Genomic DNA, 13,843 nt, shown 5'->3' on the forward strand with positions numbered 1-13,843 from the left:
GTGGATTTTTCGACCGTTTGGTGACGGATCCGGGGATTCCACTGGTGCCGCTGCCCGTGGCACCTCGGGATCTGCCCTTCCATGCAGGCTTCACCTACTTCGAGCTGGACCGTCGTTCCCCGGCTTGGGCGGGCATGGAGGCATCCAGTGGCTTCGGTATCCACGTCGCGGGGGAGTTCCCGGGGCTGGAACTGCAGTTCTGGGCGATCAGGAGCGAATGAAATGAAACAAGAAAACAGCCCCCCAACTGATGCCGAACAGGTCGAAAGCGAGCAACTGCACGCGATGCTCGAGGCGTCATTGTCCAACGACTCACCCGCACCAACAGCGGCTGATGGCCCTGAGCGAACGCCAAAGGCAGAGCCGGTGTATGAAGGCTACCCGGCAGACCCAGACTTCCAGCTACGTGGCGGCTACGACAACCTGATGCTGGATGCCGCCGCCCCTCTATTCGGCCTGGTGATACGCCTGCGTACCCTAGATGCCTTGCCCAACATCAAGGACGTGCATCAGCAAGTGCGTAACCAGATCGAAAACGTGCGGGAAGAGATGCGCCAGCACGGCTACGAGCCCGCTCAGTTGCTGGCGTACTCATACGGTCTTTGCCTTTTCATCGATGAAGCTGTCATGGACAGGCCTTGGGGTAAAACCAGCTGCTGGAGCCAGGAACCCCTGCTCAGCATTTTCCACGACGAAACTTGGGGTGGAGAGAAAGTCTTCACCGTACTGTCGCGCCTCATGCAGGAACCCATACGTTATCAGGACGTGCTGGAGTTCATGTACTTCGCGCTGTGCCTTGGTTTGAAAGGCAAGTACGCCATCGCCCCGAAGGGCGAAGAATCCCTCAACGCACTGATACACCAACTCCACGGGATTATCCGAGAACTGCGCGGCCCGACTCCGGAGACCGTCTGCGACCCATACACCAACGTCGCCCCAAGCAACTTCCGCATGAACCGGCAATGGCCGTGGTGGAGTCCGTTGGTCATTTCCGCCCTTCCGGGTTGTATTGATACTGTGTGCTCCGGCCCAGTGGGTCCTGCTCCCACAGCAAATTGCCATGAGCATCGTAGCCGTAGCGCCGGGTACGTCCTGCTCCGTCTGTGACCTGAACGGGCAAAGCCCAGTGGCGCAGATAGCTTATGCGTTCGCTTCGCCCAAGCGGGTCACGTGTCTCGATCAGACGCCCGATATCGTCATAGCTGTATCCCCACTCGCCGCCCTGCGGATCAGTTCGTTTGACCAACTGGCCGGCGACGATCTCTGCTTGCCAGCAGTTCCCAAGTGCATCGACATGCTTGTAAACGTCGTACAGCGGGCCCCAGAAATAGCGGTCTATACGTCCCAGTCCGTCTGTTACGAGGGTTTCGCCTTCTTCGAGGTTGTACTCGAACTTGTACTCCTCCCCATCGCTACCCCAGTGACGAACCACCCGCCATTCGTGGTCAGGTTGCGGCTCAAGCAAAGGCGGCAGGCGATAGGGTGTTCCGTCCGCCCGTCTTGGTGTAGGACGTTTTTCAGGAATGGTGTAGCGTGCCCATTCGTACTCGCGGACGGCGCCGCTGGCCAGTTGGTGACGCTTCAGATAGCCCTCTTCGGTATAACCGAAGTTACGCACCACCTGGCCCGTTGCATCCAGAACTTCTTGCAACTGCCCACTGTCGGTATAGCCGTAGCTGACCAGCAGCTCGTTCCGCTCGATAGCGGGCTCACCGTTATTTGACAGGAAGAGCCGCGACACCTTGCATACACGCCTTGTATGCGCAGCATCATAGTGAAGCTGGACAACCGTCTGGCCGTACTTGTCATAGAGTGCTTGAAGGCGACCTTGTTTGTCGTAAAGCACATCTATGTAATTGAGATTGCGGTCGCTCAGCCTGATTAGTCTTGAACGACTGGGCTCGTGCGGGTCGACATCAAAAACCTTGTAGCGCCCCTCATGAATGTCCTCGACAACTGTTTGGCCATCCTCCAACTGGAAGAAAGCCAAGCCGTCCACAACACTGACAAAGGCATCGCCGGCGCGCAGGCGCCCGAGTTCCAGGCGATTGCCTTCTTCATCGACGTAAATCCACAACTCGCCGCCTTCAGGATGCGGGACGCGGACCAGTTCAACTTCATAAGGAACACTCCAGCCCTTTGGCGACATTGCAGCTGATGACATCGCGCATCTTGAGCAGATTATTGGCCATTTTCATCGTTCACCTAACACAGGCAAGAGCTACACCGGTAGCAACCGTTATGGCTACGACCCGAACGAGCAGCTACAGAGTACTCACCAGTCTCGCCCCAACTGGCGAGCGACACAGGTTGAGGATTTCAAGTACGACAAGGCTGGCAACCTATTCGACGGACCGAAGCTCCACGGCCTGATCAAGCACAACCGTGTGCTGGTCTATCAGGACAAGCGCTACCGCTATGACCGATTTGGGCGTATGTGTGAAAAACGAATCGGCAGCCATCTAGTGCAGCGCTTCGAGTATGACGCCGAGCAGCGGTTGGTATGCGTGGAGCAAGCGCGATACGAGGAGACCGAACGCATTGTGTTCGGCTACGACCCTCTGGGGCGGCGGATCAGCAAGGCGGTGTACAGGCACGGCGAAGCCGAGCCGGTACGCCATACGCTGTTTCACTGGCAGGGGTTGCGGTTACTGCAGGAGGTGCAAAGCGGGCTGCCCAGCCTTTTTGTCCATGCGAGTTTGTACGGCTATGGGCCGTTGGTACGCATAGACGGGAAACCGGGTCAGGAAGACATACAGTATTTCCACACCAACTTGGCCGAGTTGCCCGAGCAGTTGACGGATGAACAGGGCCATACACTCTGGCGCAGTGACTATCAGGGTTCGGGCGCCATACGGGATGAATGGCACAGTCCACGACAAGAGCGTGAGCAGAATCTGAGATACCAAGGGCAATACCTTGACCGAGAGACGGGGCTTCACTACAACACTTTTAGATTCTATGATCCGGATATAGGCAGGTTTACGCAGGTAGACCCCATAGGTTTGGCTGGCGGCATAAATCTTAATATATACGCCCCTAACACACTAACCCATATCGACCCGCTAGGGCTGGCCGTAGAGCAAATTCCATACGGAAGCGGATTAAGTCAAAATGTAATCAACCAAAGAGCTATCGACGGAAACCACACCGCAGCAAAGACAAATTATGCAGCCATCAGATACACTATTAACGACAAGGAGTACGTAGAAGTAATGAGAAATCACGGACCACTCCACTCAGAAGAAAGACTCATCTCAAAATACGCCAACAGGAAAGAGGTGAAAATTATTGAAATATACTCTGAAAGACGACCCTGTACCGGCTGCAATTCTCTTGTGAATCGCTACTCCGCTAAAAACACATACAGCTTCCAATACAGCAGCTCTGGCAGAAGCCTATTGCAGCAAGCCTTGAACAGCATAAAGAAAACCACTTGCCCGTAGGAGAAAAACATGGAGCTTCCTTTCGTGAAATTTCAAGCCCAATACACCAACATGGAAAATGGTGCAATTGATAATTCCGTCGTACTTTCCGACGTACGGAGCAAAGCCTGTCTATTGCCACCCTACAAAAACAACAAAACAGAGTTCTATAATACGCTATACCACATCCCAGCACTGAATAAGCACTTTGCTTTCTTTGGGCACGACTTCACCGGATGTTTCTTTGTCAACAAAGAGGACTCATCCATCGGATACATGTTTGAAAACGACGAGCTGACCAACACTGCATATTGCAACTCCACAATAAATCTCTTCATAACCTTTCACAACCTATTTATAAACCTAATAACTAGAATAATTAGCATTGAAATATTAGATACCGACAAGCAGATCGCCACACTTGAAAAGCTTTATTCCGAGATAGACAGGAGAGCCATGGCTGATGAGAATAACTTTTGGGTCATGCGCCTCTATGAGTTATCAGAAGATTTTTTCCCGCTGGATGACTCGAGAATAAAGCTCTACCAATCATTATAGCAAGCACAACTAGCAATCTCACACACGGGCAAGTTCGGGGACAAGGCAGTACTTCATAGAGAACTTTTAAACACGAATAGTGTATATGCGAATGGCTCACGCGGAATTTTGGCTCAAGGCGGTGCGACCCCAGACATCGCCGAAAATGGCGCACGACTTTGGGGAATGCAGCCAACAAAACTAGCTCAACCTGACAACCCAGGAAAAACTCTAGCGGAAACAGATGGCAATTACCATGCTGGAAAACATATACATGGGAAATACAACGACAAACAAATATACCAAATTTTACGAAACGCAAAAAAGAAAGGAATCAACTCTATCCGCATCTTGATGCGACATCACAAGACGCATGGAGACAGGGCGATGGAAAAACTTTTACGCATGCGGTGGATAATGAAAATTACAGCCCCCTTCCTACAGAGCCAAATATTAACCCTAAAAGACGAATTTGATCAATACACCACAATGGTCAGACCTACACTTGAAGCATGCAAACTACACGTTACCGAATGGCGACTCTCACTTGGCAAATCCCTAGAATTAATACCGTTTGAACTTATAATCCCCAGCATACTTAATACAAAATTTCGAGCAATTAGCAAACCCACAAAATCAGACTTGAGATCAAAGAACCTAATGAAGTACGGGCTTGACGCTACCGGAGAACCGATCCTATCAATAGGCCGCCTGGACAAGAATATTGATAAATTTGGCGAAATTGTGAGATTCAAATATGACGACCTGATATTAAACTGTCAAATCTTTCCAGTAGACCACAAAAAGGATAGACTCTCATCTATCACCAAAATAATTCACCAAGAAAACATACAATACTATATAACTATAAACCCACCACACAACTGGAGCATTAGAACAAACCTAATCAAACAAGACAAAATACATAGAAGCACGATCATGGCCGCAACTTGGCATCATCAATTAGATTATGATTTTATTTATAACACCGTAGAAAATCTCGAGAAGATCGTCGTCGGAAATCATATACATTGGTCACCCCTATGAAAACTCCGAACAAGTTAGCCCGAGCGCTCAATGAGCAATATATTGACGCCTTAGCGCCGATTTCTCTGACGTCAATTGCCTCAAAGCCAAGGCTTTGCCCTGGTTCGCGGGTACCACAGGCGCACCTCACCCTACAGCGCTCAATAACTGCCGACGCGCCATCGACAGATTCGACAGCGCAAACAATGTCGTCAGTTGCGTCGTATTCTTGGCCAAGCGGCGATAGCGAGACCGAGTATGACGACGAAGGGTTCTACGAAGATAGCGACGGTCAACTCTAGGTTTCATAGCAAAGCGGCGACAGGCTACCAAGTGACGACCTCAACGTATTGGCGGGTGAACCCGGTTGCACACAAAGGCAAACAACTCACCAGCCTGCAGGAAGAAGCCGCCGGCGCAGATGTAAGCACGCGCTACTAACAGACGGCCGTGCTGGTCCCCGGCCGGACCGAATGGCGCCCTGCCCCACTGCCAAAACTACGCGTTGACGGTCCGCACATAGCTACCGTGGTCGGCCCGAAGGGAGAAGAGATCTATTGCGATGAGTGGGGCCGAGTAAAGGTCAGCTTTCCCTGGGACCGTGAAAGCCAGAACAACGAGTTTAGCTCCTGTTGGGGCGGGTATCCTAAGGCTAGGCCGGTAGCTGCTAGGGCTTGATGAAGAGCTCGGAGACCACACCCCACACCTCGTCCGAGTATTCGTAACGCTTAGCCATCACAGAATGCCTTTCCGTCGATGCCGGGGAATTCTGCAAAGTTTCAGCGTTCGGGGCGGTGATTGGGTTATTTGGGATTTCGTACAAAGCCTGGAAAGGCCCGAATGCCCATGGATCCTGATGGATCTGACTGAAACGAAAACAGACGCCGAAGCGTCTTTTTTCAATGATTTACAGACTTCCAAAGAACCCTGTAAATCTATATTTGGAGCGGGAAACGAGACTCGAACTCGCGACCCCGACCTTGGCAAGGTCGTGCTCTACCAACTGAGCTATTCCCGCGTCGTGATGGGTGCCATTCTAGCGATTTCTAAAACAGCGTCAACCCCTTGATTCAAAAAAACTTTTATTTCTGCTCAGAGCCTTCGCGCAGGTGAGGCCAGGCGGCCAGCAGGTAGTGCACCATCGACCACAGGGTCAGCCCCGCCGCCACCAGCAGCAGCGCGTAACCGAGGATTACCCAGAAGGTCACCGCCGGCGGGTTGGCCAGCAGGATCACCAGCGCCAGCATCTGCGCCGCGGTTTTCCACTTGCCGAGGTTGGACACCGCCACATGCGCCCGCGCGCCCAGTTCGGCCATCCACTCGCGCAACGCCGAAACCACGATCTCGCGGCCGATGATCACCGCGGCCGGCAGGGTCAGCCAGAAGTTGGCGTGGGTCTGCACCAGCAGCACCAGGGCCACCGCCACCATCAGCTTGTCGGCCACTGGGTCGAGGAAGGCACCGAACGGCGTGCTCTGCTGAAGACGACGCGCCAGGTAGCCATCCAGCCAGTCAGTGGCGGCGGCAACGGCGAACACACTGCTGGCGGCCATGTAGCTCCAGTGGTAGGGCATATAGAACAGCAGGATGAAGATCGGGATGAGCAGGACGCGTAGAACGGTGAGCAGGTTTGGAATATTCATCGGTACGACTGGCCGCAAGTTGAGCCCGCATTCTACTCGCTATGCAGGCTGGCATAAATCGACTCGGCAAGCTTTTTACTGATGCCGGGTGCTTTGGCGATTTCATCGACACTGGCGCGGTTGAGCTCCTGCAGGCCGCCGAAATGTTTCAGCAGGTCGCGCCGGCGCTTGGGCCCTACCCCGGCCACATCCTCCAGGCTGGACACCCGGCGGGCCTTGCCGCGGCGGGCGCGGTGGCCGGTGATGGCGAAACGGTGGGCCTCGTCGCGGATCTGCTGGATCAGGTGCAAGGCCGGTGAGTCGCCCTTGAGGGTGAACTCATGGTGCACGTCGTTCAGGTACAGGGTTTCGAAACCGGCCTTGCGCGTCACGCCCTTGGCCACGCCAAGCAGGGTCAGGTCGCTGAAGCCAAGCTCCTGCATCACGTCACGGGCCATGTTCAGCTGGCCTTTGCCGCCGTCCACCAGCAGCACGTCGGGCAGCTTGCCCTCGCCATCCTTGATGCGCCCGTATCGGCGGGTCAGGGCCTGGTGCATGGCGGCGTAGTCGTCACCAGCGGTGACGCCTTCGATGTTGAAGCGGCGGTAGTCGGACTTGAGCGGGCCTTCGGGGCCGAACACCACGCAGCTGGCCACGGTGGCTTCGCCGCTGGAATGGCTGATGTCGTAGCACTCCAGGCGCTGCGGCACCTCGTCCAGGCCCAGCACCTCGGCCAGGGCCTCGAAACGTGCGGCCATGTGCTGGCGGTTGGCCAGGCGCGCATTGAGCGCCTGCTCGGCGTTGGTCACCGCCAGCTGCTGCCAGCGGGCGCGGGTACCGCGTACCCGGTGGCTGATGGTCAACTCGCGGCCGCGCAGGGTCTGCAGGGCTTCGCTGATGGCGGCGAAGTCTTCGTGCACCACGTTGACGATCAGTTCGCCCGGCAATTCGCGCTCGGCATTGCCCAGGTAATACTGGGAGAGGAAAGCGGCCATCACTTCGGCCACCTCCTCCTCGATGCCCACCTGCGGGAAGAAGTTCTTGCTGCCCAGCACCCGCCCGCCACGCACGCTGATCAGGTGCACGCAGGCGCCACCGGGGTTGACGAAGGCGGCGATAACGTCGACGTCGCCGCTGCCGCCTTCGATGTACTGCTGGTCCTGGACGCGGCGCAGCAAGGCGATCTGATCGCGCAGCTCGGCGGCCTTCTCGAAATTGAGGGCCATGGCGGCCTTCTCCATCTCGGCATTGAGCTCGTTGCCCAGTTGCTGGCTACGCCCTTCGAGGAACATCACCGAGTGGCGCACGTCCTCGGCATATTCCTCGGCGGTCACCAGGCCCGTGCAGGGCCCTTTGCAGCGTTTGATCTGGTACTGCAGGCATGGCCGGGTGCGGTTGGCGTAGTAGCTGTCTTCGCACTGGCGCACCGAAAAGGCCTTTTGCAGCAGGCTGAGGCTTTCGCGAATGGCGCCTGCGCTGGGGTACGGGCCAAAGTAGCGGCCCTTGGCCTTCTTTGCCCCACGGTGAATGCCCAGCCGCGGAAACTCGCCGTCGGAAAGGAACACGTAGGGGTAGGATTTGTCATCGCGCAGCAGGATGTTGTACGGCGGCCGCCACTCCTTGATCAGGTTCTGCTCCAGCAGCAGCGCCTCGGTTTCGTTGGCGGTGATGGTGGTTTCGACCTGGGCGATGCGGGCCACCAGCGCGGCGGTCTTGGGCGCCAGGCCGGTCTTGCGGAAATAGCTGGCCAGGCGCTTCTTGAGGTTCTTGGCCTTGCCCACATAAAGCAGCCGGGCTTCGCCGTCGAACATCCGGTAGACGCCCGGGCGACCACTGCAGGTAGCCAGGAATGCGCTGGCATCGAAAACTTGGGACATGAGGTTTTACAGGCTTGCGTCGACCATGCCGTGGCGAACGGCCAGCAACGTCAGTTCGACGTCGCTGGTGACCGAGAGTTTTTCAAAGATCCGATAACGGTAAGTATTGACGGTCTTGGGCGAGAGGCACAACTTGTCGGAGATGATCTGCACTTTCTGGCAGCCGACGATCATCAGGGCAATCTGGATTTCCCGCTCCGACAAGGCATCGAACGGCGAGCCCTGTGGCTGGAATGGCTTCAGCGCCATCTGCTGGGCAATCTGCGGGCTGATGTAGCGCTGGCCGGCGAAGGCCAGGCGGATGGCCTGGACCATTTCGTCAAGGCCGGCGCCCTTGGTCAGGTAGCCAGCAGCGCCGGCCTGCAACAGGCGCGTGGGGAACGGGTCTTCCTCGCACACGGTCACGGCAACCACCTTGATGTCCGGGTGGCTGCGCAGCAGCTTGCGGGTGGCCTCCAGGCCGCCGATGCCGGGCATTTTCACATCCATCAGCACCACATCCGGCTTCAGTTCACGGGCCAGCCTGAGTGCCGACTCGCCCGAATCGCCCTCACCCACCACCTGCAGGCCATCGATGTCGGCCAGCATGCGTGTAATACCGGTTCGTACCAGATCGTGATCGTCGACCACTAAGACCCTAATCAAGCACACACCTCGTCAGCAGGGCGATTGGATCCCGCCACCTTAACAAAATTTTTCACGGCGGACCTAACGCATTCCTTCCGTAAGAAACCCCTGACGTTCAACCGTAAGCGGCCTCACTGTCTGCCGGGATTTGTCGTTGTTGGTCAAACGCCGCAACAAGTGCCAGAGTGCCGCCTGATCGTCGAACGACAACTGCCGGAAAGCCCCCAGCAAACCGGACTCATCGGCGCTCAGCCCCTCGAGCGGTGCCGGGGTGCGGATACCGCTGAGCACATAGAGTGCATCCACGCCCCGGGTTGCCAATGCCGCCAGGTAATCGACCCGCGGCGAGCGTTCACCACTCTCGTATTTGCCCTGGGCATTGGGTTCGACCCCACCGATATCGCCAAACACGCGCTGGGTCATCCCCAGACGCTCACGCTCTTCCCGCAGCCGCGGACCGATTCCATTCATGGGGGGCTCCTTATCCCTGATCACACTCATGTACGGCCTACCCACCTGCAGGCAGCCGTGAACGCCTGAGTTCACTATGCCGATGCTCACCAGTCGCGACAAGCCATCATTGAGCTATTAGTCGATCGTGCGCTGCATGCGCACAAAGCATTCGTCCTCACCCATTTCGACGAAGCCGTGGCGCTGGTAGAGCACGCGCGCCGGGTTGCTGCGAAACACCATCAGCCGCAGCAGCGGCAGGTGCCGCTGGCGGGCCCACAGTGCCAACTGCTCCAGCACCCAGCTGCCGACTCCACGCCGACGGTGCTCGGGTAACAGGTGCAACTCGCGGATGAACAGCGCCTGGCGGTCCTGGCTGAGGCTGCAGAAGCCGAGTACCGCGTCGCCTTCGGTCACCAGCCACTGCTCGCGCCAGCCCCAGGCTTCGTCGAAGGCTTCCTCTAGCCACAGCAGGTCATATTCGCGGTAGTACGGCAGCATGGCGCGGCGCGTGAGGTCGCGGGCGAAGGTGCGGTGGGTGTCGTTGGCGGGGGTCAGTTTCAGTGACATCACATTTCATACTCTTCGGTTTGCCAGGCCCGGCCCTATCGCCGGCAAGCCAGCTCCCACAGGTACAGCGATAGCCTTGAAGGCAGCGCAGTACCTGTGGGAGCTGGCTTGCCGGCGATAGGGCCAGTACAACGAACACCAATCATTGGGCGTAGCACACGGGCGAACTGCCGGGCCCACGCCGGTCCAGTTCGTCCTCCAGCCATTCAGCCAACACCCGGGCATTGTTGTGCTCGGTATCCTTGCCCGCATAAAGCAATGTCAGCGTGCCCTTTCCGGCCAGGTCCAGCAGCGGGTACCAGTGCTCGGGGTGGGCCGCCAGCTCTTGCTGGTAACGCTGGGTGAAGCCCGCGAAATCCACTTCACCCTGGTGAAACGCCTTGCGCAACTCATCCGAGGGTGCAACTTCGCGCAACCACTGCCCGTGCAGGTCTTCCTTGCGCTTGTTACGCGGCCACAGACGATCGACCAGCACGCGCTGACCGTCGTCTTGCTCAACCGCATCGTAGACACGCTTGCAGCGAATCATGGGTTTCTCCTGCCACTACCGTCCGTCTTGAGCCTAGATAAATCATTGATCGAGGTCACGGCCGGGTTACGAATTGTTTCTATGCTCAAGGCCTTCGGCACCCTTGCCACACCCCAACCGGAGCCATCATGGCAACCCCTTCACTGGCCAGTCTGCCGCAACTGGCCGAACGCGATGCCCGCCCGCAACTTGCCCACAAGCCCGGGCGTGCCACCCTGGTGTTGTTCTTCGGCCTGTTGCTGGCCGGCATTACCTACACCGCCTGGAGCCTTAAACAGGATGTGACGGCCAGCGGCACGGTAATCACCACAGTCACACCATTCCTGCTGCTGGGCCTGGCGTTGCTGATTGCCCTGGGCTTCGAGTTCGTCAATGGCTTCCATGACACCGCCAACGCAGTGGCCACCGTCATCTACACCCACTCGTTGCCTGCCCCCGTCGCCGTGGTCTGGTCCGGGCTGTGCAACTTCCTCGGCGTGCTGCTTTCCAGTGGCGCGGTGGCGTTCGGCATCATCGCCCTGCTGCCGGTGGAGCTGATTCTGCAGGTCGGCTCCTCGGCCGGTTTCGCCATGGTCTTCGCCCTGCTGCTGGCAGCGATCATCTGGAACCTCGGCACCTGGTGGCTGGGCCTGCCGGCCTCATCCTCGCACACCCTGATCGGTTCGATCATCGGCGTGGGCGTGGCCAATGCCCTGATGCATGGGCGCGACGGCACCAGTGGCGTGGACTGGGCCCAGGCCAGCAAGGTCGGTTATGCCCTGCTGTTCTCGCCACTGCTCGGCTTTGCCTGTGCCGCCCTCTTGCTGCTGGCACTGCGCGCGCTGGTCAAGCGCAAAGCGCTGTACCAGGCGCCGGAAGGCCAGAGACCGCCACCGTGGTGGATCCGCGGCGTACTGATCCTGACCTGCACCGGGGTGTCCTTTGCTCACGGCTCCAACGACGGCCAGAAAGGCATGGGCCTGATCATGCTGATCCTGGTTGGCACCCTGCCGATGGCTTACGCATTGAACAAGACCATGCCCAATGAACAGGCCCTGCAGTTTTCCGCGGTCGCCGAGGTAACCCGCCAGGCACTGGTGCGCGGCGCCCCGCAAGCAGCACCGGCCGACCCACGCCAGGTGCTGACCACGTTCATTGCCGAGCCCAGGGCCAACCCGCAACTGATACCGGCGCTGGCGGCGCTGACCGGCATGATCGGCGAAGAGGTCAAAGGTTATGGCTCGCTCAAGCGGGTACCGGCCGAAGCCATGGCCAACGTGCGCAACGACATGTACCTGACCAGCGAAGCCATCCGCCTGATCGAGAAGAACCAGCTGGTGGTATTCGATGCAGGTACACGCAGCCAGGTGCTGCTGTTCAAGACCCAGCTGGATGATGCCACCCGCTACATCCCGCTGTGGGTGAAAGTGGCCGTGGCCATCGCACTGGGGCTGGGCACCATGGTCGGCTGGCGGCGCATCGTGGTGACGATAGGCGAGAAGATCGGCAAGACCCACCTCAGCTATGCCCAGGGGGCTTCGGCCGAAGTGGTGGCAATGTGTACCATTGGTGCGGCGGACATGTTCGGGTTGCCGGTGTCGACTACCCATGTGCTGAGTTCCGGGGTGGCCGGGACCATGGTGGCCAACGGGTCGGGGATTCAGAAGCGCACGCTGGTCAACCTGCTGATGGCCTGGGTGCTGACCTTGCCGGCAGCAATGCTGTTGGCCGGCAGCCTGTACTGGCTGCTGCACCACATTTTCTGAGCCTGAAAACAGTTTCGTCTTCACTGGCCCTATCGCCGGCAAGCCAGCTCCCACAGGAACACCACAGACCTCAAGCCCTGTGCATTCATTACCTGTGGGAGCCGGCTTGCCGGCGATAGGGCCCTTACAGCCAACCTCAACCTGGAATTTTCAGCCCGCGTTGCACGGCCGGCCGCTCGAGGAACGCCGCCAGCACCCGCTGCACTTCCTTGAACTGATCGAAGCCTACCAAATCTCTGGCGTTGTAACGCTCAACCAGGTTACGCACCCACGGGAAAATCGCGATATCGGCAATGCTGTACTCGTCGACCATCCATTCCCGGCCTTTCAGATGCCGGTCCAGAACACCGAGCAGGCGCTTGGACTCGTTGACATAACGGTCCCGCGGGCGCTTGTCCTCGTATTCCTTGCCAGCAAAGAAATGGAAGAATCCGACCTGGCCAAACATCGGCCCGATGCCACCCATCTGGAACATCAGCCACTGCAAGGTCTGGTAACGCTGGGCCGGGTCCTGGCTGAGCAACTGGCCGCTCTTCTCTGCCAGGTACTGCAGGATCGCCCCCGACTCGAACAGCGGCAGCGGCCGGCCGCCAGGGCCATTGGGGTCGAGGATGGCGGGGATCTTGTTGTTGGCGCTGAGCGAGATGAACTCGGGGCTCAGCTGGTCATCGTTGTCGAAGCTGACCTTGTGCGGCTCATAGGCCAGGCCGATCTCTTCGAGCATGATCGACACCTTGACGCCGTTGGGCGTCGGCAACGAATACAGCTGCAGGCGCTCGGGGTGTCTGGCGGGCCACTTGCGGGTAATGGGAAAAGCACTGAGATCGGTCATGATCAACCTGGCCTGGGGAATGAACCTCTCACTCTAGAGACATCCCCGGCCGCTGACCATCACCGACCACTCATCAGCACCAGCGGCTCAGGCCTGGCCGTGGGCCTTGAGCTTGAGCTTTTCGGTATCGACGCGAACGAACACCGAGTCGGCAGTCACTGTCAGCACATCGTCGGCCCAGACTTCGCAGAGCACCCGGGTCTTGCGCCCTACCTCACCTTCCACACGCGCCTTGAGCAACAATTCGACACCCATGGGCGTGGGCTTGAGGTAGTTCAGGCCAAGGCTGCCAGTGACACAGTCGATGCGCGGCAGGCTGCCCGCTTCGCGACCTTCGTTGCGGTAGTGGTAAGCCATTGCCGTCCAGTTGGAGTGGCAGTCGACCAGCATCGCCAGCAGCCCGCCATAGACCAGGCCGGGCCAGCCGATGAAGGTGCTGTCGGGCGCGTGCCGGCACACCAGGTGGATGCCGTCGGCGTCCCAATGGCTTTGCAGGTGCAGGCCGCTGGGGTGGGAACAACCGCAGCCGTAGCAAGTGCCGTCGGGTGCGGCGAGGGCCTGGAGGGAAAGGGAGTGGTCGTTCATACGCTTCCTGTGCTTATT

The 13,843-nt window shown here is 58.1% G+C and carries 13 protein-coding genes, 1 tRNA gene and 3 pseudogenes; 7 read left to right on the forward strand and 10 right to left on the reverse strand.

Annotated features, from left to right (window positions below):
* Positions 1 to 29: 29 nt before the first annotated feature.
* The 5 genes and pseudogenes from tssK to GYA95_RS13720 all read left to right on the forward strand — a co-directional run.
* A pseudogene (tssK, locus tag GYA95_RS13695) lies at positions 30 to 221 on the forward strand (type VI secretion system baseplate subunit TssK); the annotation flags it as partial.
* Position 222: 1 nt separating this feature from the next.
* Positions 223 to 1,107 (forward strand): type IVB secretion system protein IcmH/DotU, encoded by an 885-nt coding sequence (icmH, locus tag GYA95_RS13700; RefSeq protein ID WP_015271030.1) that lies wholly within the window; start codon positions 223 to 225, stop codon positions 1,105 to 1,107.
* 1,280 nt (positions 1,108 to 2,387) lie between these two features.
* A complete protein-coding gene (locus GYA95_RS27925) occupies positions 2,388 to 3,446 on the forward strand; it encodes an RHS repeat-associated core domain-containing protein (protein WP_232914213.1) in 1,059 nt (352 codons plus the stop codon).
* A gap of 9 nt (positions 3,447 to 3,455) precedes the next feature.
* Entirely contained in the window at positions 3,456 to 3,983 is a 528-nt protein-coding gene (locus GYA95_RS13715; protein WP_015271034.1) for a hypothetical protein, read from the forward strand.
* Between the two features lie 165 nt (positions 3,984 to 4,148).
* A complete protein-coding gene (locus GYA95_RS13720; protein WP_137188563.1) occupies positions 4,149 to 5,009 on the forward strand; it encodes a hypothetical protein in 861 nt (286 codons plus the stop codon).
* A 126-nt stretch (positions 5,010 to 5,135) separates the two neighbouring features.
* Here the strand turns inward: GYA95_RS13720 and GYA95_RS28325 are convergent.
* Positions 5,136 to 5,240 (reverse strand): annotated as a pseudogene (locus GYA95_RS28325) (IS5/IS1182 family transposase); the annotation flags it as partial.
* 77 nt (positions 5,241 to 5,317) lie between these two features.
* Between GYA95_RS28325 and GYA95_RS28165 the strand changes: the two are divergent.
* Positions 5,318 to 5,624, forward strand: a pseudogene (locus GYA95_RS28165) (type VI secretion system Vgr family protein); the annotation flags it as partial.
* A 306-nt stretch (positions 5,625 to 5,930) separates the two neighbouring features.
* On the opposite strand, the gene GYA95_RS13725 reads toward GYA95_RS28165, so the two are convergent.
* The 7 genes from GYA95_RS13725 to GYA95_RS13755 all read right to left on the reverse strand — a co-directional run bounded on the left by GYA95_RS13725 (position 5,931) and on the right by GYA95_RS13755 (position 10,663).
* Positions 5,931 to 6,006, reverse strand: a tRNA-Gly gene (locus GYA95_RS13725).
* Between the two features lie 64 nt (positions 6,007 to 6,070).
* Positions 6,071 to 6,631, reverse strand: coding sequence for a CDP-diacylglycerol--glycerol-3-phosphate 3-phosphatidyltransferase (pgsA, locus tag GYA95_RS13730; RefSeq protein ID WP_015271035.1), 561 nt, complete (start codon positions 6,629 to 6,631; stop codon positions 6,071 to 6,073).
* 32 nt (positions 6,632 to 6,663) lie between these two features.
* A complete protein-coding gene (gene uvrC / locus GYA95_RS13735) occupies positions 6,664 to 8,487 on the reverse strand; it encodes an excinuclease ABC subunit UvrC (protein WP_013973365.1) in 1,824 nt (607 codons plus the stop codon).
* A 6-nt stretch (positions 8,488 to 8,493) separates the two neighbouring features.
* Entirely contained in the window at positions 8,494 to 9,132 is a 639-nt protein-coding gene (gene gacA, locus GYA95_RS13740) for a response regulator transcription factor GacA (protein WP_015271036.1), read from the reverse strand.
* Between the two features lie 63 nt (positions 9,133 to 9,195).
* Positions 9,196 to 9,585 carry a helix-turn-helix domain-containing protein gene (locus GYA95_RS13745; RefSeq protein ID WP_054572496.1) on the reverse strand — a complete coding sequence of 130 codons (390 nt, stop codon included), beginning with the start codon at positions 9,583 to 9,585 and terminating at the stop codon, positions 9,196 to 9,198.
* 117 nt (positions 9,586 to 9,702) lie between these two features.
* The gene (locus GYA95_RS13750; protein WP_015271038.1) at positions 9,703 to 10,134 is read right to left on the reverse strand and encodes a GNAT family N-acetyltransferase; all 432 of its coding nucleotides are present in this window, start codon (positions 10,132 to 10,134) and stop codon (positions 9,703 to 9,705) included.
* 142 nt (positions 10,135 to 10,276) lie between these two features.
* Positions 10,277 to 10,663 (reverse strand): DUF488 domain-containing protein, encoded by a 387-nt coding sequence (locus GYA95_RS13755; RefSeq protein WP_015271039.1) that lies wholly within the window; start codon positions 10,661 to 10,663, stop codon positions 10,277 to 10,279.
* Positions 10,664 to 10,791: 128 nt separating this feature from the next.
* On the opposite strand from GYA95_RS13755, the gene GYA95_RS13760 reads away from it, so the two are divergent.
* Positions 10,792 to 12,408 (forward strand): inorganic phosphate transporter, encoded by a 1,617-nt coding sequence (locus GYA95_RS13760; protein WP_161551410.1) that lies wholly within the window; start codon positions 10,792 to 10,794, stop codon positions 12,406 to 12,408.
* 136 nt (positions 12,409 to 12,544) lie between these two features.
* Here the strand turns inward: GYA95_RS13760 and GYA95_RS13765 are convergent, their stop codons facing one another.
* Together GYA95_RS13765 and GYA95_RS13770 are read right to left on the reverse strand one after the other, a co-directional pair.
* Positions 12,545 to 13,240 (reverse strand): glutathione S-transferase N-terminal domain-containing protein, encoded by a 696-nt coding sequence (locus GYA95_RS13765; RefSeq protein WP_015271041.1) that lies wholly within the window; start codon positions 13,238 to 13,240, stop codon positions 12,545 to 12,547.
* Between the two features lie 87 nt (positions 13,241 to 13,327).
* Positions 13,328 to 13,825 (reverse strand): PaaI family thioesterase, encoded by a 498-nt coding sequence (locus GYA95_RS13770; RefSeq protein WP_015271042.1) that lies wholly within the window; start codon positions 13,823 to 13,825, stop codon positions 13,328 to 13,330.
* Positions 13,826 to 13,843 lie beyond the last annotated feature (18 nt).

Source organism: Pseudomonas asiatica, assembly GCF_009932335.1.
Taxonomy (GTDB): Bacteria; Pseudomonadota; Gammaproteobacteria; order Pseudomonadales; family Pseudomonadaceae; genus Aquipseudomonas; species Aquipseudomonas asiatica.